Annotated in this window: 20 protein-coding genes; 12 read left to right on the top strand and 8 right to left on the bottom strand. The window is 35.5% G+C overall.

What is annotated here, in order from left to right; genetic code table 11:
• Positions 1-78: 78 nt before the first annotated feature.
• The 6 genes from gyrA to dnaA form a co-directional block, all read right to left on the bottom strand.
• Positions 79-2,700 (bottom strand): DNA gyrase subunit A, encoded by a 2,622-nt coding sequence (gene gyrA / locus HYQ40_09365; GenBank protein MBZ6527986.1) that lies wholly within the window; start codon positions 2,698-2,700, stop codon positions 79-81.
• 45 nt (positions 2,701-2,745) lie between these two features.
• Positions 2,746-4,665, bottom strand: a complete 1,920-nt coding sequence (gene gyrB / locus HYQ40_09360) for a DNA topoisomerase (ATP-hydrolyzing) subunit B (protein MBZ6527985.1) — start codon at positions 4,663-4,665, stop codon at positions 2,746-2,748.
• A 3-nt stretch (positions 4,666-4,668) separates the two neighbouring features.
• Positions 4,669-5,790 carry a DNA replication/repair protein RecF gene (gene recF / locus HYQ40_09355; protein MBZ6527984.1) on the bottom strand — a complete coding sequence of 374 codons (1,122 nt, stop codon included), beginning with the start codon at positions 5,788-5,790 and terminating at the stop codon, positions 4,669-4,671.
• Complete coding sequence (yaaA, locus tag HYQ40_09350) at positions 5,790-6,017, bottom strand: S4 domain-containing protein YaaA (protein ID MBZ6527983.1); 228 nt, start codon at positions 6,015-6,017, stop codon at positions 5,790-5,792. Before yaaA ends, recF begins: the two co-directional genes overlap by 1 nt.
• A gap of 464 nt (positions 6,018-6,481) precedes the next feature.
• Positions 6,482-7,630, bottom strand: coding sequence for a DNA polymerase III subunit beta (dnaN, locus tag HYQ40_09345; protein MBZ6527982.1), 1,149 nt, complete (start codon positions 7,628-7,630; stop codon positions 6,482-6,484).
• Between the two features lie 170 nt (positions 7,631-7,800).
• Complete coding sequence (gene dnaA / locus HYQ40_09340) at positions 7,801-9,138, bottom strand: chromosomal replication initiator protein DnaA (protein ID MBZ6527981.1); 1,338 nt, start codon at positions 9,136-9,138, stop codon at positions 7,801-7,803.
• Positions 9,139-9,665: 527 nt separating this feature from the next.
• Here dnaA and rpmH point away from each other — a divergent pair.
• From rpmH to HYQ40_09280, 12 genes are all read left to right on the top strand, one after another.
• Positions 9,666-9,803 (top strand): 50S ribosomal protein L34, encoded by a 138-nt coding sequence (gene rpmH, locus HYQ40_09335; protein ID MBZ6527980.1) that lies wholly within the window; start codon positions 9,666-9,668, stop codon positions 9,801-9,803.
• A 183-nt stretch (positions 9,804-9,986) separates the two neighbouring features.
• A complete protein-coding gene (rnpA, locus tag HYQ40_09330) occupies positions 9,987-10,352 on the top strand; it encodes a ribonuclease P protein component (protein MBZ6527979.1) in 366 nt (121 codons plus the stop codon).
• 9 nt (positions 10,353-10,361) lie between these two features.
• Positions 10,362-11,198 carry a membrane protein insertase YidC gene (gene yidC, locus HYQ40_09325; GenBank protein MBZ6527978.1) on the top strand — a complete coding sequence of 279 codons (837 nt, stop codon included), beginning with the start codon at positions 10,362-10,364 and terminating at the stop codon, positions 11,196-11,198.
• Between the two features lie 21 nt (positions 11,199-11,219).
• Positions 11,220-12,182 (top strand): Jag N-terminal domain-containing protein, encoded by a 963-nt coding sequence (locus tag HYQ40_09320; GenBank protein MBZ6527977.1) that lies wholly within the window; start codon positions 11,220-11,222, stop codon positions 12,180-12,182.
• A 334-nt stretch (positions 12,183-12,516) separates the two neighbouring features.
• Positions 12,517-13,758 carry an ABC transporter substrate-binding protein gene (locus HYQ40_09315; protein ID MBZ6527976.1) on the top strand — a complete coding sequence of 414 codons (1,242 nt, stop codon included), beginning with the start codon at positions 12,517-12,519 and terminating at the stop codon, positions 13,756-13,758.
• 84 nt (positions 13,759-13,842) lie between these two features.
• Positions 13,843-14,727 carry a sugar ABC transporter permease gene (locus tag HYQ40_09310; GenBank protein ID MBZ6527975.1) on the top strand — a complete coding sequence of 295 codons (885 nt, stop codon included), beginning with the start codon at positions 13,843-13,845 and terminating at the stop codon, positions 14,725-14,727.
• Positions 14,727-15,587 (top strand): carbohydrate ABC transporter permease, encoded by an 861-nt coding sequence (locus tag HYQ40_09305; GenBank protein ID MBZ6527974.1) that lies wholly within the window; start codon positions 14,727-14,729, stop codon positions 15,585-15,587. Before HYQ40_09310 ends, HYQ40_09305 begins: the two co-directional genes overlap by 1 nt.
• 25 nt (positions 15,588-15,612) lie before the next feature.
• On the top strand, positions 15,613-16,743 hold the full coding sequence (locus HYQ40_09300) for an ABC transporter ATP-binding protein (protein MBZ6527973.1): 1,131 nt from the start codon (positions 15,613-15,615) through the stop codon (positions 16,741-16,743).
• 4 nt (positions 16,744-16,747) lie between these two features.
• Positions 16,748-17,485 carry a glycerophosphodiester phosphodiesterase gene (locus HYQ40_09295; GenBank protein MBZ6527972.1) on the top strand — a complete coding sequence of 246 codons (738 nt, stop codon included), beginning with the start codon at positions 16,748-16,750 and terminating at the stop codon, positions 17,483-17,485.
• Positions 17,486-17,786: 301 nt separating this feature from the next.
• On the top strand, positions 17,787-19,262 hold the full coding sequence (gene treP, locus HYQ40_09290) for a PTS system trehalose-specific EIIBC component (protein MBZ6527971.1): 1,476 nt from the start codon (positions 17,787-17,789) through the stop codon (positions 19,260-19,262).
• A 77-nt stretch (positions 19,263-19,339) separates the two neighbouring features.
• Complete coding sequence (gene treC, locus HYQ40_09285; protein MBZ6527970.1) at positions 19,340-20,998, top strand: alpha,alpha-phosphotrehalase; 1,659 nt, start codon at positions 19,340-19,342, stop codon at positions 20,996-20,998.
• Positions 20,999-21,022: 24 nt separating this feature from the next.
• The gene (locus HYQ40_09280) at positions 21,023-21,607 is read left to right on the top strand and encodes a sugar O-acetyltransferase (protein ID MBZ6527969.1); all 585 of its coding nucleotides are present in this window, start codon (positions 21,023-21,025) and stop codon (positions 21,605-21,607) included.
• A 431-nt stretch (positions 21,608-22,038) separates the two neighbouring features.
• On the opposite strand, the gene aroQ is transcribed toward HYQ40_09280, so the two are convergent.
• Positions 22,039-22,479 (bottom strand): type II 3-dehydroquinate dehydratase, encoded by a 441-nt coding sequence (aroQ, locus tag HYQ40_09275; protein MBZ6527968.1) that lies wholly within the window; start codon positions 22,477-22,479, stop codon positions 22,039-22,041.
• 104 nt (positions 22,480-22,583) lie between these two features.
• Positions 22,584-23,150, bottom strand: coding sequence for an NAD(P)H-dependent oxidoreductase (locus HYQ40_09270; GenBank protein ID MBZ6527967.1), 567 nt, complete (start codon positions 23,148-23,150; stop codon positions 22,584-22,586).
• Positions 23,151-23,240 lie beyond the last annotated feature (90 nt).

Genomic DNA, 23,240 nt, shown 5'->3' with positions numbered 1-23,240 from the left:
TCTATTTTTTATAAATACGCAAAAAAAAAAGCGACTAGAGTCATTTTAAATGAACTCTGGTCGCTTTTTAGTAATTTATTACTCGTTATCTTCGTCAGCTTCGAAAGTTTCATCTTCCTCAACTGCTTCTGAAATACGTTCTGATAATTCTTCATTTAATTCAACATCTTCAGACGTCACTGATTCTCTATCAACTTTGACATCATCAATATGTTCTAGGATTTCTTCTGTTTCTGTTTCTGACTCATCGGCGGCCGGAATCGTTGCAATTGAACTAACAACTGCATTCTCATCCAATCGAATCATACGAACACCCAGCGTTGCACGAGATGTTTTCGAGATACTAGCCACGTGTGATCGAATAATGACACCTTGGTCGGTCATAATCATTAAGTCTTCGTCACCTGTTACAGTAACGATACCTGATAATTTACCACTCTTTTCAGAGATATTCGATGTCTTCACTCCAAGGCCCCCACGGTTTTTAGGTGTATATTCTGAAGCCGGTGTACGTTTACCGTATCCTTTTTCAGTTACAACTAATACTTCATGTTCATCTGTTAACACATCAGAACCAACAACAAAGTCACCTTCACGTAGTTTAATACCACGCACACCTGTTGCTGTACGGCCCATTACACGAACGTCATCCTCGTTGAATGTCATCGCATTACCATTGTGTGTACCGATAATAATGTTGTGTTCACCAGTCGTTTCCATAACATTTACTAATTCATCGCCTTCTTTTAGGTTAATCGCAATTAAACCATTTTGACGAATATTATAGTAATCAGACGCTTCAGTACGTTTCGCTGTTCCACTTCGTGTAACAAAGAATAAGAAATTATCAGACTTACCTGATTCTTCTGTACTCTTATTCACTGATATAATTTGCTTCACAACTTCACCTGTACCTAAACTAATTAAGTTAACGATAGGTAACCCTTTAGCTTGGCGACCGTATTCTGGTATATCATAGCCTTTCTGGCTGAATACACGTCCAAGGTTAGTGAAGAATAATAATGTATCGTGTGTTGAAGCTGAGACAAGTGTTTGAATTTCATCATCATCACCTAAGCCCATTCCCTTCACTCCACGTCCTCCACGATTTTGAACTTGGAATTCATCTTGAGTCATACGCTTAACGTAACCATTTGCTGTTAAAGCGATTAAAACATCTTCTTCATCGATTAAATCTTCGTCGTCGATACTCGTTAATTCCCCAATTTGTAATTCCGTACGGCGTTCATCACCAAAACGTGTTTTAACATCAGTTAATTCATCTTCAATAATTTCAAACATACGCTCTTTACTATTTAAGATTTCTGTTAGTCGAGCAATCAATGCAAGTAAATCATTATGTTCTTTCTCAATTTTTTCACGTTCTAAGCCAGTTAAACGTACTAAACGCATATCTAGTATCGCCTGAGATTGAACGTCTGTAAGGCCGTAATTTTCGATTAATTGCTTTTTAGCCGTTTCCCCATCACGTGAAGAGCGAATGATAGCAATAATTTCATCGATATGATCTAATGCGATAAGTAATCCTTGTAGGATATGATCACGATTTTCAGCTTTACGTTTCTCAAATTCAGTTCTTCGACGAATTACTTCAACTTGATGCACTAAGTATTTTTCTAGAATATCTTTAATACCTAGTACTTTTGGAACACCACCATCAATTGCTAGCATGTTAAATCCGAATGAAACTTGCATTGGTGTGAATTTAAATAAATTATTTAATACAACACTTGCAGATACATCACGTCTCACTTCAATAACAACACGTGTACCCTCACGGGCAGACTCATCGTTAGCGTAAGTAATTCCTTCAATTCGTTTATCACGAGCTAGTTCTGCGATTCGCTTTACTAAATTAGCTTTATTTACACCATATGGTAATTCTGAAACGATAATACGTTCACGGTCTTTACCAATCGGTTCAATATCCACTTTTGAGCGGATGATGATTTTACCTTTTCCGGTTTTATAAGCTTTACGTATACCTGATTTCCCCATTACAATACCGCCGGTTGGAAAATCTGGACCAGGAATATGATCCATAATTTCCTCAACGGTAATATCCGGATTATGCATTAGGGCAATAACAGCATCAATCACTTCACCTAGATTATGTGGCGGAATATTCGTTGCCATCCCAACAGCAATACCAGAAGCTCCATTAACCAATAGGTTAGGGAAGCGAGCTGGTAAAACAACTGGTTCTTTCTCTTCTTGAGAATAGTTATCTTGGTAATCAACCGTATCTTTATTAATATCTCGAAGCATTTCTAAAGCAATCTTAGACATACGTGCTTCTGTATAACGCATGGCAGCTGCCCCGTCACCATCGACAGAACCGAAGTTACCGTGCCCATCAACAAGTAATTGGCGGTAACTGAAAGGTTGCGCCATACGAACCATCGCTTCATAAATCGCTGAATCTCCATGGGGGTGATATTTCCCCATTACATCTCCTACAATACGTGCAGATTTCTTATGTGCTTTATCAGGTGTGACACCTAATTCATTCATCCCATATAAAATACGACGTTGTACAGGCTTTAACCCATCACGAACATCTGGTAAGGCACGTGAGACAATAACACTCATGGCATAGTCAAGGAATGACGTTCGCATTTCATCTGGAAGGTTAATCGATTCAATTTCTCGGTGATTATCTCCGAAAATTTCACTCATATTTTTATTCCTTTCTGTTTATGAGACTTAGATACATACTAGATACTAAGTATCTAAGTTTTGGACATAAACGGCATTTTCTTCAATAAATTCACGACGTGGAGGGACATCGTCTCCCATAAGCATTTCCATAACATCGTTTGCAATCTGGGCGTCGTCAATCGTTACACGTAGTAGGTGACGATTTTCTGGATTCATTGTTGTATCCCATAGTTGCTCGTAATCCATTTCTCCAAGACCTTTATAACGTTGTAGAGAGTAACGGGCATCTTGATTTTCAGCTTGCCATTTACGTAATTGTTCGTCCGTATCAAGGTATAATTCTTTTTTACCTTGTTTAATTTGATATAGAGGGGGTTGAGCAATGTATATATAGCCCGCATCTAATAATGGACGCATATAACGGTAAATTAAAGTTAATAATAGCGTACGAATATGTGCCCCATCGACATCCGCATCGGTCATCAGAATTAATTTATGATAACGGGCTTTGGACACATCAAATTCGGCACCAAAGCCTGTTCCCATTGCAGTGAATAGTGAACGGATTTCTTCGTTACCCAAGATACGATCCATTGACGCTTTTTCAACGTTAAGAATTTTACCACGAATTGGTAAAATCGCTTGGTACATTCTTGAACGCCCTTGCTTCGCTGATCCACCAGCAGAGTCACCCTCCACGATAAATAATTCACATTTTTCTGGATCGCGACTTGAACAGTCAGCTAATTTACCAGGTAAGTTCGCAATTTCTAATCCTGATTTTTTACGTGTCATTTCACGTGCACGTTTCGCAGCATTTCTTGCTCGAGAAGCTAAAATCCCTTTTTCAATAATAATTTTCGCAACTTTAGGATTTTCTAATAAGAAAGACTCATAGTTAGATGAGAATAAACGGTCTGTGATAGTACGTACTTCAGAGTTACCTAATTTTGTTTTAGTTTGTCCCTCAAATTGTGGATCCGGATGTTTAACTGATAAAACAATCGTTAATCCTTCTCGTGTATCATCACCAGATAAATTGTCATCTGAGTCTTTTAATAAGTTATTTGAACGAGCATAGTCGTTAATAACACGCGTTAATCCGGATTTCAGGCCAGACTCATGCGTTCCACCTTCATGTGTATGAATATTATTCGCAAAAGATAAGATTTTAGTTGTGTAATCATTCGTGTATTGTAAAGCAATTTCTACTTGGATATTATCTGATTCACCTTCTAAATAAATAGGTTTTTCATGTAGTACTTGCTTGTCCTCATTAATATACTCAACAAAACTTTGAATACCACCTTCAAAGAAGAAGCTATCTTCATCTTCTCTTTCATCACGCTTATCTTCTAAACTAATACGTAATCCTTTATTTAAGAAAGCCAATTCACGTATACGTTCTTTTAAGGTGTTATATTTAAAGTCTGTCGTCTCGGTAAAGATAGTTGGATCTGGTTTAAAATTAACTTTTGTACCAGTATGATCTGATGTACCAACTATTTCTAATTCCTTTTTAATATCTCCACGTCCAAATTCCTCGCGGTAGACATTACCGTTACGAGATACTTCCACATATAAGTGAGATGATAGTGCGTTTACTACTGCTGCACCAACACCGTGAAGTCCTCCAGATACTTTATACCCGCCTCCACCGAATTTACCTCCCGAGTGAAGCATAGTAAAGACTGTCTCAACAGCAGGACGGCCAGTTTTTTCTTGAGTATCCACCGGAATACCACGACCATTATCAACAACAGTAATACTGTTATCTGATTCAATATACACTTCGATATGATCACTATAACCTGCAAGTGCCTCATCAATTGAATTATCAACGATTTCCCACACAAGGTGGTGTAAACCATCAATACTCGTCGTTCCTATATACATACCTGGACGCTTACGTACCGCTTCAAGTCCTTCTAAGACTTGGATCTGATTCGCATCGTAGTTTTGTTCATTAATATTATCTGGCATGTTCTACTCTCCTTCTTCGGTAATCTGCCCATCTTCAACGTACAAAATTTGAGCATGTTCCAATTGTTCAATATTTAATCCTTTAATTGTAGCTGTTGTTAGGAATGTTTGTACTTTCCCTTCAATTTGGCTCATTAATATGTGCTGCCGGTTATCATCTAACTCAGATAAGACATCATCCAACAAAAGTATTGGATATTCTCCAATTCGGTCATTTAACCATTCAATTTCAGCTAGCTTTAAAGAAAGGACAATCGTTCTTTGTTGGCCTTGTGATGCAAAATTTTGTGCATCCTTATCATTCAATGTAAAATACAAATCATCACGATGAGGTCCATAAGCTGTTACCCCACGTTCTTTCTCACGTTCTAAAGCATGTTTAAATAGACTATGGAATTGTTGGTCAAGTGTGTCTAATTGCCCATAATCTAACTTTGAGGAGCTACTCTTATAGCTCAAACTCAAAACATCACGTTGATTAGAAAGTGATTTGTGAATAGGACGGGCAATTTTATCAAGTGACTCAACAAACTCATTCCGATATTTAATAATTTCAACTGCCTTAGTAATCAATTGATCTGTAATCACATCAAAATAAACAGTATCAAACTGTTTTTTATATCCATTTTCTTTTAAATATCGATTGCGTTGTTTTAATATACGATTGTAATCAAGTAACGCTTGCAAATAAACTGGATGTGATTGCCCCAGCTCAGAATCTAAAAATTTGCGCCTTAAACTAGGAGAGCCTTTAATTAACTGAAGATCCTCCGGTGCAAATAATACGACATTTAATTTCCCAATAAAGTGACTTAACTTAGCTTGTTCAATATGGTTCACTTTCGCAATCTTACCTTTAGGTCCAAAAGACAAAGATAAAGGAAAGTCATAATTCTTCGTTTCAATCATCGATTCAACTTGAGCGTATGTTTCGCCCCAACGAATTAACTCGTTATCGTGGTTTGTCCGATGGCTTTTTGCCATGGATAATAAAAAAATCGCCTCAAGGAGATTGGTTTTTCCTTGGGCATTTTCACCAGTTAAAATCGTTAATCCGTCATTAAATGTTAAGTCAAGCAAATCGTAATTACGATAATTCTTTAATTGTAGATGCTTTACTTTCATTAATCTCTGTTTTTAATCGTTACTTTTATTTCCTCATGTGGGAACTCAATTACATCACCTTCACGTAATTTACGTCCACGGCGTTGTTCTTCTTCCTCATTAACGAAGACAAAATACTCACTCAAGTACCATTTCGCCATCCCGCCACTTTGGATAATATCTGTAATCTTCAGTAATTGACCTAATGTGACATACTCAGTTGTAATTTCAATAATGCGTTCATTCATTTTTATCACCCAATCAGCATATTTATTCTCTTATATTATACCCTTAAATCAGCTAAACATCAAACTTAATAGCTAATTTTACCTCTTTTTAGCTTTTTAACTCTTTATTAGATAGAAAACCTTATTTTCTTTATTCAATCCAAAATCGGCTATTTTTTCTATTTATAGCGATTTCATATATTTTTTGTTCTTAGGAATAGATTATTAGCTGAAGATTGCATTGTATTTTAGTAAAGAGAAAGTAAAGGAGATACACCCATAAAAAATGATAGCGTTCTCCATGTAAAAGAGTGTCATAAGAAAAGTTATGAACATGTGGATAACTTTTCTCACTAGACTTTTTAAGGACTTTAGTAGTCTTTCATTATACCTTAAATGTACTATTCCAACAACTTAACATCAAAAAAAACTCCTGTTCCTACAAATCTTTTCAAGATTGTAAGGCAGGAGTTTTAATTTAAATATTAATGCGTACGTATAGGTGTTAATAATTGCAGTAATTCATTGTTAGCTGTTTCGCTTTTTTCAACTGCTGAAATCAATAATGGACGAACACTTGAAGTGAAGCCAATATTAACATCAACGCCATTGAATGAGCGTAATGCATCCTTCATGTAATCAGGGTTGAACGAAATTTTAATTGGTTCGCCTGATGTTGATTTTGCACTAATTGATTCATTTGCAGAACCAAGGCTGCTACCTTGTACTGATAGATCAATATTGTCATCTGTAATATCTAATTGAACCACATTATTTTTACCTTGATGTGACATTAAACTTGCACGATCAATTGCATGTAAGAACTGATCTGCATTTAAAACAATCTCAGTTGTATGTGAACTTGGTAATAAACGATCTGTATCAGGATAATTACCTTCTAATAATCGAGAATAAATGGTTAAATTATCAATTAAGAATATAACTTGTTGTTCCGTTACAATCATTTCAATTGATTGATCATCTTGAACAATACGTTCTAATTCATTCAATGTTTTCTTAGGTATTGTAATAGCTTCAAAGTTAGCTTGGTCAGATGTAAATTCTACTGGCATTTGACGTCGACTTAATCGATGACTATCCGTTGCCACTCCAGTAATGTGACCTTCATTCATCATCAAGTGAACTCCTGTTAGAACAGGGCGGCTCTCTTGGTTTGATGCTGAGAAGATTGTTTGGCTAATTAACTCTTTAAATAATACAGTTGGTAAGTTTATCTTACGGTCTGATTCAATCTCAGGTAATCGTGGATATGATTGTCCATCTGTTCCATTCAGTGAAAAGACTGCATCTCCTGAAGTAGCTGTAAGTATGAATTGTTCATTTGTTTCTATCGTTACTTCAGTTGTAGGTAATTTACGTACAATATCATTAAATATTCTTGCTGTTACAACAACACTACCTGTTTCTTCAATGACTAAGTTCAATGAATCATCTTGAACAGATAAGAAACTCTCAATAGAGATCTCAGCATCTGATCCAATTAAAGTAATTCCTTCTTTAGTCGCTGTAATTTTTAATCCGGTTAAAATAGGGATTGTTGCTTTCGAGGGTATCGCTCGAGATACATCAATCAATTGTGCAGTAAATGCTGCTCTTCCAATAGTAAATTTCATATCGTCACTCCTTATATATATTATATATTAATAAATAAGTAATAGTAGTAGTAGGGCCTGTTAATTATGTGCATAAGCGTCTATGAGGTATATATACCAGACGAAATGCTTGTTCGTCGACATGTGCACAAGTCCACTATTTAATAACAAGTTATGCACATGTTAATAAGTTATCTATGAAGACGTTGCTTGAGTTGATTGATTTCATTCTTTAATTGAATGTCAGTTTCAATCTCATCAGTTATCTTATCATAGGCGTGAATGACTGTTGTATGGTTTTTATTCCCAAAGTCTTCTCCGATTTTAGGGAAAGACATTTCAGTCAACTCACGTGTTAAATACATTGCTACTTGTCGTGGAAATACAATGTTTTTTGTACGTTTTTTACCTCTAATATCTTCAGGTGTGATCTGATAATAGCGACTTACATACTCGATGACTTCATCTGGTGTTAAAGGCTTAGCTTCGCCTTCATTAATAATATTGTGCAATGCTGATGCTGCAAGTTCGGTATCAATTTCTTTACCTTGAATAGCTGCATAGGCAATAACACGTACTAAAGCACCTTCTAGCTCACGAATGTTAGTATCAACATTATTAGCGATATAAGTTAACGTATCTGGACTTACATCTAGTTGCTCACTAGATGCTTTTTTACGAAGAATCGCAATACGCGTCTCTAAATCTGGCGGTGTAATATCCGTAGATAATCCCCATTTGAAGCGACTTATTAGACGTTCTTCCAGGTTCGTTATATTGTTTGGTAGACGATCACTCGTCAAAACAATTTGTTTATTATTATTATAAAGCTCGTTAAACGTATGGAAAAACTCTTCTTGCGTTTTATCTTTCTTCGATAAAAATTGAATATCATCTATTAGTAGTACATCGATTTCGCGGTACATACTTCTAAACTCTGCTTGTGATCCATCACGAATTGCTGTAATAAAGTCGTTCATGAAGGATTCACTGGTAGAATATTTAATTCTTGCCGTTGGTTGCTTACGTTTGATTTCATTACCTATTGCTTGCATTAAGTGAGTCTTCCCTAATCCAACGCCTCCGTATATTAATAGAGGGTTATAGGTTTTACCTGGGGAATCGACGACAGCAAGGGCAGCTCCATTCGCCATCTTATTGCCTTCTCCGATAACAAAAGTCTCGAACACATAATTAGGATTCAATTGTGATTCCGAGAAATCTCCAGTATCTTCTAGTTCTGGCATGATCTTTTTAACTTGAGCAGATTCACGTTGATCTTCAGGTACGATAACAAAGGTAGGTGTATACTCCATACCATATACTTCAAGACTAAACTGAATAACATATCCCGATAAATGTCTTTCCCAATAGTTTTTGGTTAAGGCATTTGGAACAGCTAAAGTAATTGTTTGATCTCCAATTCTAGTTGGATAGACTGGTGCAACCCAATTATCGAATGATTGATCGGATAGGCGCTCACTTATATAATGCTGGCAATCTTTCCAAAATTTTTCTTTTTCTTCCATTTGATTCAATTCCTCTCAATTGCCCAAAAACAAATTCCATCATTATTTATAAGTAAAATAATTTTAGCATATTATGAGTTTTCCACAAGCTATAAAAATGTTTTTGAGTTATACACTAGTCCACATGTGACTTATCAACAGGTGGAAATAAACTGTGCATAACTGTGTTTATAAATAGTTATTAACATGAACCTGTGGAAAACTTTTACTCGATACTTGCCTATCTTATCATAATCTTAAAAGTTATGCACTAAATCGGGGTATTATTTGAACTCTGATTGACACCTTGTCGATATGTTCATAACTCAGCAAAAAAGCTGTGAATATTTTTTGAAAAAAAACAACTTATGCACAAGATTAAATGTGCTGTGCATAAGTTTGTGCATAACTAAATAAGAAATTCGCTGTGGATAAAATAATATTCATAAAATGTTTATAAAAAGATACATTAATACCTTGACATTCATCCGTAACTTCTATAAAATATTTGAGTATTGTACACAAATTGCAATTAGGAGGTGAATACCATGCCAAAAAGAACTTATCAACCAAAGAAACGTAAACGTAGTAGAGTACATGGATTCCGTAAGAGAATGAGTACTAAAAACGGACGTAATGTTTTAAAACGTCGTCGTCTAAAAGGACGCAAGAAAATATCAGCTTAATGATATGATTTTTAAATGCAAGCATTCATCTAATTTAGCGAATAGATCGTTGAATTTGATGAATGCTTGCTTTTTTTTATATTAATATAGATGAAGCGACAGAAACCGTTTTTCTTTTAGTTGAATATTCGCTATAATGAAAGGCAGTGAATGTCAAGAATTTAGATAAATGAGGGGAAGTTTGTGAGAAAAGATTATCGTGTAAAAAAAGAATATGAATTTCAACGAGTATTTCACGAAGGGAAATCTGTAGCTAATCGGCAGTTAGTGCTTTATGTTTATCCGAAACCAGAACAAGCACATTTTCGTGTCGGATTATCGGTTGGTAAAAAGATTGGTAATGCTGTTGAAAGAAATCAAGTTAAACGCTACATTCGACAGGCTTTGTTAGAATTGAAACCTGCGATTCAACAAGATATTGATTTTCTTTTAATCGCACGAAAAGATATTCAACCAAAGACTTTCCACGAAGTAAAAAGCTCGATTATTCACGTAATGAACATTGCGGGGATTCTTGACAAGAAGAATCCAATAATAAATAAAAAGTAGGAGGCGTCAATGAAAAAGTATAATAAATGGCTTAAAGTCCTATTATTGGTAGGATTTGTAGTTATACTGACAGCGTGTGGTTCAACCCAAGATGCAGTGAATGCAGAGAGTACTGGATTATGGGATCGATATGTAATCTATAACTTGTCGCAATTTATTGTTTGGTTATCTAATCTATTTGGTGGTAGTTATCCATTAGGTATTGCAGTCTTTACGATTATTATTCGTGCATTATTGTTACCACTATTCCAAATGCAAATTAAATCACAACGTAAAACACAAGAACTACAGCCAGAATTAGATGAAATTAAGGCTAAGTACCCTAACAAAGACCGCGCTTCAATGGAAGCGATGCAAGAAGAACAACAAGCTTTAATGCAAGATCGTGGTGTGAATCAGTTTGCTGGTTGTTTACCAATGTTAATTCAATTACCAGTAATGATGGGTCTTTACCAAGCTATCTTGAGAACTGAAGAATTACGTCAAGGTAACTTCTTATGGATGAACTTAGGTCAACCCGATCCATACTTTGTCTTACCTGTAATTGCAGCGTTATTAACATTTGCAACGACATACTTCTCAATGAAGAGTAATCCAGTTCAAAATACAATGACGAAAAGTATGACATTTGTTTCTCCATTAATGATCTTAATGATAGGACTTACTTTACCAAGTGCGATTGCTTTATACTGGGTAATCTCAAATGCCTTCACATTAGGACAAACATTCGTCTTCAATAATCCATATAAAATTATTGCTGAGCGTGAAGCAAAAGTTGAAGCAGAAAAAGAAAAACAACGTGAATTAAAACGTCAATTAAGACGCGCCACTGGTAAGAAGAAATAGAAGCCTCGAAAGGAAGATACGATGTTAGAACACAGTACAACTGTTAGAGCTGAGACGGTTGATAAAGCAATCGAAAAAGCATTAGCCGAACTGAACATCTCACGTTCTGAAGCAGAAATTCATGTCATAAGTGAAGGTAAAAAAGGTCTTTTTGGTTTTGGTAAGCAAGACGCTATTGTTGAAGTAACAGCTAAAAATAACTTATCATTATCAGAAATTACTGAACAATTAGAAGAAGAGCAAAAAGCAAAAGCAGAAATTCAAGATGCTCCAGTAGAACTTGATGAGATGATTGTAGAAGTTGATGAAGACATTGTTACAACTGAAGTGGTAGAAGAACCAGTAGACGATGTTGTACCAGTGACTGAAATAGTTCAAGAACCAATCATCGAACAACCGATTGTTGAAAAAGTAGTTGAACCAAAACCTAAACGTAAAAAAGAGCCAGTTGTTGAAGCAAAAGAGCCAATAACTCCAACTGTAGCAAAAGAAGTCACTGATTTAAATGAAGATAATCAACCAGAGAAGATGACGATTGAAGAAGCTAGTCAGCAAGTCGCTAACTATATTCAAGACGTTATTAAGTCATATGGTGCCGAAGCGGAAATTACGTTTGAAATATCTCGTTCACAAGTGATGTTTAATATTGATACAGATAAATCAGGTTTAGTTATTGGAAAGCACGGTAAAATTATTAATTCTCTTCAAATTTTATCGCAAACTTACTTCCAAAGCTTATACCGTCGCCGTACATCAATCTTATTGAATGTTGGGGATTATCGTGATCGCCGTGCAAGTGTATTAAGACAAATTGCACAACGTACCGCAGATGAAGTCTTAGAGACAAGACAATCAGTTATTTTAGATCCTTTACCTTCATATGAACGTAAACAAATTCATGCTCATTTGGCAAGAATTGCTCACGTCAAAACGCATTCAGAAGGCAAAGAACCAAATCGCTACTTAGTAGTAGAATATAAATAAGTTAAATAGACAGGCCCTGTAAGCGAAAAGCTTACAGGGCTTTTTTCTTTTAAAGGCTTAAATGTGGGTTCGATCAATCTATATATAAACATAATTATAGCAATAATATTACTTCACATAAAATTTACACAATCTTTACATAGAAATGACAAAATTTACGTAATCTTTACAAGAAATTAATAAGAGATAGGTATGATTCTATTTGGAAATGAATTGATTGTTAATCAGTTTCTAAAAAAAATATTAGGAGGATTGTATTTTGAATACAATTAAGAAGATTGTTGCTTTGATAGCTATTGCATTATTATTTGTTGGTAATTTTGGTTTGACTACTATGGGTGTTAGCGCTCAAGAGCCCGTTGAATTAGTTTTTTGGCACGCTATGGGTGGTAGTGCTGGTGAAGCTTTACAATCACTTGTTGATGAATTTAATGAGTCACAAGATGGAATTACTGTTAACGCACAATACCAAGGTACTTATGATGAAGCATTAACAAAATTACGTTCATCAGCTTCAGGTTCTGAAGTAGGAGCGGATATCGTTCAAGTATTTGAATTAGGTACAACATTTATGATTGACTCAGGTTTATCAGTTCCTGTTCAAGAGTATATTGATGCAAGTGGTTATGATATCTCTCAAATCGAACCAAATTTAGCTGCCTACTATACAATTGATGATCAGTTAAACTCAATGCCTTTCAACTCTTCTACACCTCTAATGTATTATAATGCTGATCTTTTTGAAGCAGCAGGTATCGAAGAAGCACCATCTTCATTAGAAGAAATTATGGAAATTGCACCTCAACTTCAAGAAGCTGGTGCTGCAATGCCAATGTCATTACAAATCTATGGTTGGTATATGGAACAGTGGTTCTCTAAACAAGAAGCAGACATATACAACAACGGAAATGGCCGTGAAGGAGCTCCGACTGAAACTGTATTTGTTGATAATGGAGTAATGGAAAACATTGTATCAACTTGGTTAGAAGGAATGGAATCGGGTGCTTTACCTAACGTAGGTCGTACAGGTGGTCAAGCAGAATTTGTTGCTGGACAATCGGCAATTACTTTAGGATCAACTGCAAGTTTACGTCAAATTTTAACAGAAGTAGACGGACGTTTTGAAGTTGGTACAGCATACTTCCCAGGAGTAACTGAAGAGGACCAAGGTGGCGTTTCAATTGGTGGAGCTTCATTATGGATGATTGACTCTGAAGATGATACTAAAAAAGATGCTACTTGGGAATTTATAGAATTCTTAATTTCACCAGAATCACAAGCCAAATGGAACCGTGATACAGGATACTTCCCAATCACAACAGCAACTCATGAAGAGCAAGTATTCCAAGATAACTTAGCTGAATTCCCACAATTTCAAACTGCTATTGATCAATTACATGAATCAACTCCAGAATCACAAGGTGCACTATCTGGTGTAAACCAAGAAGCACGTCAAATTTATGAAACTGAATTAGAAAATGTTTTAAATGGTGCATCAGATCCAGCTGCTGCAGCGCAATCAATGGCTGATCAAGTAAATGCAGCTTTAGAAAACTACAACGCTGCTAATCAATAATTGTTGAAAGGTTCAAAAAGCTGGGTACATACCAATTTGGTGTGTCCAGCTTTTATTTTATTTCTGAAAGACAAGGAGAAATATATGGAACAAGTAAAAATCATTAAAGAAGAGCGTTCTTTAATTGATCGGATAAAAGGCTTTGGCTATTTATTACCAGCTATTGTTATTTTATGTTTATTTATGTTTTGGCCATTTATTCAAACAATTTATAGAAGTCTATTTTTAACGAATAATTTAGGTGCGAATGCAGAATTTCTAGGAATAGGAAACTATCAAGAATTACTGACAAGTTCAAGTTTTTGGAATAGTGTGTTAGTCACATTGCATTTTGTTTTGATTGTTGTAATTGTTGGAGTCATTATTGGATTTCTAACCGCTTTATTATGTCAAAAGACTTTCCCAGGTATTAAATTCTTTAGTGCCAGTTATGCAATGCCGATGGCGATTGCTTCAGCAGGGATGGCAATGATTTTCCAAGTGATGTTGAATCCAACAGTTGGAATTGTAAACCGTGTATTAGGCACATTTACTAACTATTTAGCAAATCCAGATACAGCACTCTTAGCAGTGGGTATATTAACTGGATGGTTGAATAGTGGGATGAACTTTTTATATTTTAGTTCTGGCTTAGCAAGTATTGATGAATCGTTATATGAAAGTGGATCAATTGATGGGGCGAACGGCTTACAAAAATTTCTATTTATTACCTTACCATCATTGAAACCAACGTTATTTTTCGTCATCGTAACAAATGTCATTAATGCATTCCAAGGATTCGGCCAAATCAACATCCTTACTAAAGGTGGACCAGGCCAATCAACCAACGTGATTGTGTATGATATTTATCGAAATGCTTTTATGAATTATCGATATGGTTTTGCTTCAGCAGAATCTGTTGTATTATTCCTAATCGTGATGGTTTTAACAATTATTATGTTTAGATTTAGAAAGGGGGCAAATAATTAATGCAAGCATCAGCAAATTCTATCGAGAAGAAATATATACGTCGTCGTCGTTTAGGACGATTTGCTTTAGTTAGTTTGAATATTATTGCTTGGTTATTTATCATGTTTCCTTTAATTTACGCACTACTTATGGCGATTAAGCCATCCAGTGAACTTTATGACCCGAACAGTATCTTATTTCCACAAAATCCAACACTGATGAATTTTATTGAAGTGTTCGAACTTGCACCGATTGGTCGCTATATATTTAATTCATTAATTGTGGCTTCCTCTATTACTTTGCTACAAATTACGACATCTGTTTTAGCTGCTTTTGCGTTTAGATTTTTAAACTTTAAAGGAAAAGGGGTTATTTATGGTTTAATCTTATCGACAATGATGATTCCTGGGGAAGCAGTTATTATTTCACAATTTTTAATGGTGTCTGGTTGGGGCTTAACGGACTCAATTATGGTTTTAATTATTCCATTTATTGTTTCTGCTTTTAATATATTTCTTTGCGTACAGGCGTTAGAAAATTTCCCTTACGAGATCTATGAATCTGCTAAGATTGATGGATGTAGCGATTTTAGATTTGCTTTTATGATGGTTCTACCGCTTATTAAACCAACAATTGGAGCGATGGCTGTACAATCCTTCCTAGCTGGATGGAATATGTACATGTGGCCACTATTAGTCACAAATGATGATTCAAATCGTACAGTACAAATAGGGATAAGTATGCTCAACAGCGTTGATTCTCAATCATTAGTTTTAATGGTTGCTGGTGTAGTTATTTGTATGCTACCAAGTTTAGCAATTTTCATTGTGGGACAACGTAATATGATTAAAGGTTTAACATCAGGAGCAGTTAAAGGATAGGCTTATTGAAGGAGAAAAAAACATAATGGCAAATTTACAACTAAAAAAAGTAGCAAAGGTCTATGAAGATGGATACAGAGCAGTTAAAAATATTGATTTAAATATTGAAGATAAAGAATTTATTGTATTAGTAGGTCCTTCTGGGTGTGGTAAATCAACAACTTTACGAATGATTGCTGGGCTTGAAGGGATTTCTGAAGGTGAGATGTATATAGGTGATACTTTAGTGAATAATATTCCACCGAAAGAACGTGATATTGCGATGGTATTCCAATCATATGCATTATACCCACATATGACTGTTCGTGATAATATAGGATTCGCTCTGCGTATGACAGGAGTTAATAAGAAGACCCGTTACAAACGTGTAGACGAAGTAGCAGAGGTATTACAATTATCTGACTTACTCGATAAAAAACCAGGATCATTATCTGGTGGACAACGTCAACGTGTCGCATTGGGACGTGCAATGGTGCGTAATCCAAAGGTATTCTTATTGGATGAACCTTTATCTAATTTAGATGCAAAACTACGTGTTACAATGCGTTCAGAAATCGTTAATTTACACCGTAAGTTAGAGACTACCTTTGTTTATGTAACGCATGATCAAACCGAGGCTATGACAATGGGAACACGGATTGCTGTCATGAGTGTAGGAAATGTAGAACAATTTGATACACCAGCGAACTTATATTATAACCCTGCGAATGTTTTTGTTGCAGAGTTTATTGGTAGCCCACAAATGAATATGTTACAAGGTAAGTTACTGAAAGAAAGTAGCATCGTATATTTCCAAACCCTTGATAAAAAGATTCAACTTCCACAAGAGTTAGTCGATCGACTTACAGTGGATGCGGCAGGTCAAGATGTTCTTTTAGGTATTAGACCGGAGGATATTCACTACGCAGACAATCAAGATGATTCAGAGGTTGTGACGGTTAAGGCGAAAAATGTGGAACAAGTTGGTTCAGATACATTCTTATACTTTGATTTAAAATCATCTGGACGTGATTGTGCCGCTCGTTTCAACCCACCGCGTATGATTCAGTTTGATAGTAACGTACACATAAAACTTGATTTATCAAAGGCATTATTGTTTGATAAAAGTACTGAAAAAACAATTTTAACAAAACGACCTACGGAAGGGGTTCTATAATCTAATGAGTAAAATTATTGCACACCGAGGTTTTAGTGGGAAATATCCAGAGAATACCATGTTAGCCTTTACGAAGTCACTTGAGTACGGTGCAGATGGCGTTGAACTAGATATTCAGTTAACTAAAGACGGAGAAGTAGTTATTTGTCACGATGAAATTATCAATCGAACATCGAATGGTGAAGGTTTTATTAAAGACCATACGTTGGCAGAGTTAAAGGAATTTATTTTTGATAATCAAATGGAAAATCTTGATGATGCGACTGAAGATAATCTAAAAATACCAACTTTGAGCGAATTTCTAGATTGGTTTAAATCGACAGAGATGATGGTTAATATTGAATTTAAAACATCTATCATACCTTATCCAGGTATTGTTGAAAAAACCGTTATGCTAGTTAAGGAAAGAGGACTTCAAGAGCGTGTAATATTTTCATCTTTTAATCATGACACAATTAAGAAAGTAAAAGCTTTGGATGATACATTAAAATGTGGCTTTTTAGCTGTGGCTAACTTACTAGAACCAGGAAGATACTGCAGTAAATATAATGTAGAATATTATCATCCAGTCTATGTATCGCTTCAGCTTACACCAGAAATTATTGAAAATTGTAAACAATACGGAATCGGTATCAATACGTATACTGTGAACGAAAAAGCAGATATTCAGAAGTTTCTAGAGTTAAATATTGATGGAATTATTACAAATGAAGTAGAGTTAGCTTTGGAGCTTGCTAAGTAATAAACTTACTCGTTAAAAAATCAAAAGAGCCTGTAATCAATGACAATTCAAACAATTAATTTTACTCCACGAATTTAGGTTTATATATTAATCATAAAACTACGGACGAAACCTATTAAATCGTTCGTAGTTTTTGTTTTGATTGATTTTATATAATTAATTATTTCATTATTATTACGTTATATTAAAATTAATTCATATTCATTTCATATATGGAGGCTTTTGTATTGATTATCAACCGCTTTCATTATATAATGAAATATGTAAACAATATGTATAGACAAGTCAAAGGAGGATGAACATGGCAAATTTCGAACAAGATGCAAAATCCCTATTAGAGCATATTGGTGGATCTGATAATATTAATGCTGCAACGCACTGTGCAACACGTATGCGTTTCGCTTTAAAAGATCCCAGTGAAGCTGATATTCAGGCAATAGAGGCAATTCCATCTGTAAAAGGTAGCTTTACGCAGGCAGGTCAATTTCAAGTAATTATTGGTAATAACGTATCAGAATTTTATAAAGACTTTGCGGCGATTTCTGGAGTATCAGAAGCTTCAAAAGCGGATGTGAAACAAGCATCAGAAACAAACCAATCATGGTGGCAAAGAGCGATGACGTTCTTAGCTGAAATTTTCGCACCGATTATTCCAGCTATTATCGTAGGGGGACTTATCTTAGGTTTCCGTAATATTTTAGAAGGTGTTGCATGGGACGGTTTAGGTGGACAAACGATTGCTGAATCATCTGTATTCTGGAATGGAATCAACCATTTCTTATGGTTACCAGGTGAGGCAATATTCCACTTCTTACCAGTAGGTATTACATGGGCAGTAACGCGTAAGATGGGTACGACACAGATTCTAGGTATTGTGCTAGGTCTTACATTAGTATCACCACAATTACTTAATGCTTACGGTGCAGCAGATGCACTAGCAACAGGAGAAGTACCTCAATGGGACTTCGGCTTTGTACAATTAGATATGATTGGATATCAAGCACAAGTTGTTCCAGCAATGTTAGCTGGACTGGCATTAGGTTATTTAGAGAAATTCTGGCGTCGAGTTATTCCAGAAATGATTTCGATGATTTTTGTTCCGTTCTTAGCATTACTACCAGCAGTTATACTAGCGCATACAGTGTTAGGTCCAATTGGTTGGTGGATTGGTGACGGAATTTCAACCGTTGTATTAGCAGGTCTATCTGGTCCATTAAAATCACTCTTTGGTTTCTTATTTGGAGCACTATATTCTCCACTAGTAATTACAGGGTTACACCATATGTCTAACGCAATCGATTCACAATTAATTGCTGATACAGGGACAACTGGATTATGGCCAATGATTGCTTTATCTAATATCGCTCAAGGTTCAGCTGTATTAGGTGTATGGTGGTTGACACGTAAAGATGCAGATGAGTCTCAAATTACGATACCATCAGCTGTGTCATCATTCTTAGGCGTAACAGAGCCTGCAATGTTCGGGGTAACGTTGAAGTATATCTACCCATTTATTGCAGCAATGTTAGGATCAGGAATTGCAGGATTTATTTCAACAACCTTTAACGTTCAATCGAATGCGATTGGTGTCGGAGGATTACCTGGATTCTTAGTTATCCATATCGATTCTCAAATGTGGTTCTGGATTGCAATGGCAGTCGCTTTAGTAGTACCATTTGTACTGACATTGATCTTCCATAAAGTTGGCTTCTTAACGGATGCTGGATTAGACTTTGATATCCCATTCTTTAACAACAAATCAGACAAAAAAGCATAAATAAGACTATAATTGCAATAGAAGCAGCAAGTTGATTTTATAACTTGCTGCTCTTTTATTACAGGAGGAATAATTTAATGAAATTATCAAAACGTGTTATGTACCAAATTTATCCAAAATCATTCCAAGATACGACTGGAAATGGGTATGGGGATCTTCAAGGAATTATTAAACGATTGGACTACTTAAAAGAATTAGGAATTGACATGATATGGTCAAGTCCATTCTACCCGTCGCCTCAATATGACAACGGTTATGACGTGAGTGATTATATAGCTATTAATCCTGATTACGGAACGATGGCTGACTTTGATGAGTTAATGGAAGAACTCCAAAAACGGGGTATTGATTTGATGATGGATATGGTATTCAATCATGTGTCAACAGAACACGAGTGGTTTCAAAAAGCATTAGCAGGGGATAAGTATTATCAAGACTTCTTTTACTTAGAGCCAGCTAAAGAAGACGGGTCTCTTCCAACCAATTGGGATTCAAAATTTGGAGGACCGGCTTGGGAACCGTTTGGTGATACTGATTTATATTACTTGCATTTATATGATGTTCATCAAGCAGACTTAAATTGGTACAACCCGAATGTTCGAGAAGAATTACAAAAAGTATTGAATTTCTGGTTAGATAAAGGGGTAAAAGGTTTTCGCTTCGATGTATTGAATGTGATCGGTAAAGATACTCAATTTGTAGACAGTGAAGCACCAAATTCAGCTCAAGAGAAATCACTTTATACTGATACACCACAAGTTCATGAATGGGTAAAAGAAATGAACCGTGCATCGTTTGGAGCGCGAGAAGATATTGTTACAGTTGGTGAGATGTCTTCTACCGATGTGCCAAATGGTGTCCGTTATACAAATCCTGAAGAGGAAGAATTAAGTATGATTTTCAACTTCCACCATCTTAAAGTGGATTATGAAAACGGAGAAAAATGGAGTAATCCCGACTTTGACTTTATTGAGTTGAAACGAATTTTAGATGAATGGCAAACTGGGATGTCTGATGGTAATGGCTGGAATGCATTGTTTTTAAGTAACCATGACCAACCGCGAGCTAATAGTCGTTTTGGGGATGTAGAAAACTATCCTTATGAGACTGCAACGATGTTAGCTCAAACAATCCAATTTCTACGTGGGACGCCGTATATCTTTCAAGGTGAAGAATTTGGGATGACGAATCCAAATTACGAATCGATTGAGGAATATGTTGATATTGAGACATTAAATAATTACCAAATTCTTCTCGACAAAGGAATATCCGAAGAAGAAGCATTAGACATTGTCCAATCGAAATCACGTGATAATGCGCGTACGCCAGTTCAATGGGACGATAGTGAGCATGCTGGTTTTACAACTGGAAAACCTTGGTTAAATGTTGCACCAAACTATAAAGAAGTGAATGCAAAGAATGAATTAGCTAACGGTAAGATATTTAAATATTATCAAGAACTTATCAAGTTACGCCGCGAACATGATGTTATTAGTGATGGGACTTACAAAGGCTTACTACTAGATCATCCTGATGTTATGGCTTACGTGCGTGAATTAGATGATGAAAAGTTATTAGTCATCAGCCACTTCTATCCTGGTGAAGTTGAGATTCAATTACCAGAAGAATTCAAAGGCTTGTCTGCTAAGAAATTAATCGGTAACGGACAATTAAAAGAAATGACTGATACAGTCACATTAAAAGCTTATGAAACAGTCGCATTTTTAATAAAATAAGTGACTGATTTGAGGAGGACTGTAATGACAGAACGTGAAAAAATGTTAAATGGCGAATGGTATGATGCTAATTACGATCAAGAAATTGTTGAGGAACGTAGAATCGCTCAAGATTTATGCTTCCAATTAAACCAAACGTCGCCATTGGATGTAGCAAAGCGTCTAGAAATACAAGAAAAGCTATTTAATCAAAAGTTAGAAGGCGTTGAAATCATCAGCCCAATGATTTGTGATTATGGTTCTCTCACAAATATTGGACGTGATGTCTTTATTAATAGTAACGCCTACTTCATGGATGGTGGGAGCATTACTATTGGAAACAATGTCTTCATTGGTCCCAATAGTGGGTTTTACACTGCTGATCATGCACTTGATTATGCGAGTCGAAATATCGGTCTTGAGAAAGCATCTCCAATTATTGTTGGGGACAATGTTTGGATAGGGGCTCATGTTGCTGTGATGCCAGGCGTTGAGATTGGTGATGGTTGCGTCATAGGAGCCGGTAGTGTTGTAACACGAGATATCCCACCTAATTCATTAGTAATGGGTACTCCAGCTCGTATTATCCGAGAAATTGACCAAACTGATCAAATTAAAGAAAAATTATAAATTTTAAAAGCGCTTGTCACCTTATAAATGTGATGAGCGCTTTTAAAAATGTATTAATAAAAATAATAACCTGTTTCAATTTTACTTATAACTGTTATATTAATCTGTATGTAAACGCTGTGAAAACATATTTTAATAAGTAAAACAGAGAGTAAAACTGTTGCAAATAATTATAAGTGATGTTATTATATTTGTAATGAGACATGACCAACGTGTCTCAGACAAAAATAGCATATTCTTTTCCTTAAGGAATATTTTCTTTATAATATATATAAATTGATGACGATTTTGTTCGAATATGAGAAGCCCCCCAAAACCTCTCGTATTTTTATGTATACATCGGCATCCATCTACCACAGAACTGTTAGTAGTTCTGTTTTTTTATTTTAAAAACACACAATTATGCCGATACTTAAGGCATAATTGTGTGTTTATTTTTTTAGGCTAGCATTGATAGCTGCCCTGATTCCTAATAAATAACTATCCATTCCAAAGCCAGACAATTGACCAGTAACTATATCAGAAAAAACTGATTCTTTACGAAAGTCTTCTCGAGCGTAGACATTGGACATATGTATCTCGACAACTGGAACTGTTAGTATCTCCAAAGCGTCTCGAATAGCATAGCTATAATGCGTCCAAGCGCCTGCATTAATAACAACCGCATCAATCTCTTGTAAGAAAGCCTCGTGTATTTTCTCGACCATTTCTCCTTCATGATTCGTTTGATATGTTTCTACCTCAATATTTAAATTGTCAGCGAGTATATTTATCTCACGGTTAATTTCTTCGAGTGTGATGGTGCCATATTGTTTTGGATCTCGTTTTCCAAAGAGGTTATGATTCACACCATGTAACATTAAAAGTTTCATTCTATGCATTCACTCCTTTTATTGTAGTTTACCTTAATCATACGTATTTTAATATAAAAAAGAAGCTGTCATCAACTTTTGTGATAACAGCTCCTTCTTATAAATTATTTATTACGTACAGTTTGTAAAGCCTCTGCCCAACTTACAACGTCGTTTAACATATTGTTAACTGAGTCCTTATGGTAGTCAGCTGGTTTGAACGTACTCATTTGTTCAAAGTCAGTATTCATACTGAATGTAACTTGTGGGCCAACAACAGCCACTTTTAAGTTACCTAACATTGGACGCATCATAACACTTGCGCTAATACCTAATTGTCCACCGTAAGATACGATACCTGCTGATTTGTGAAAGAACTCGCTAGCTAAATAGTCAATAGCGTCTTTTAATCCACCTGTAACAGCTTTATTGTATTCTGGTGTAACAAAGATGAATCCATCTAAGCCTTTAACTTTATCAGACCATTTTTTAACATTCGGATTTGGACGATCATCTGTTGCAACTGGTGGAATTACTTCGTCAAAGCGTGGAAGATCAAACTCTTTAATATCTAATAATTCGAATTCTGCGTTTGCGTTATTCTCTTTAGCAAATTCTAAAATCCATTCTGCAACTTGTAAATTCACACGTGAGTTACGTGTACTACCTGTAATAACTCCAATTTTAACCATATATAAGCCTCCTAGTAATTATGTTTCAATGACCATTCTAGCCCAAGAGAGTACTTTTTACAATTAAGTATTTAATAAAGCTAATGTAAG

It is taken from the genome of Aerococcaceae bacterium DSM 111021, from assembly GCA_020112395.1.
Lineage (GTDB): Bacteria > Bacillota > Bacilli > Lactobacillales > Aerococcaceae > Ruoffia.
Note: the sequence above shows the minus strand (reverse complement) of the source record. Positions and strands in the feature narration are given on the sequence as shown.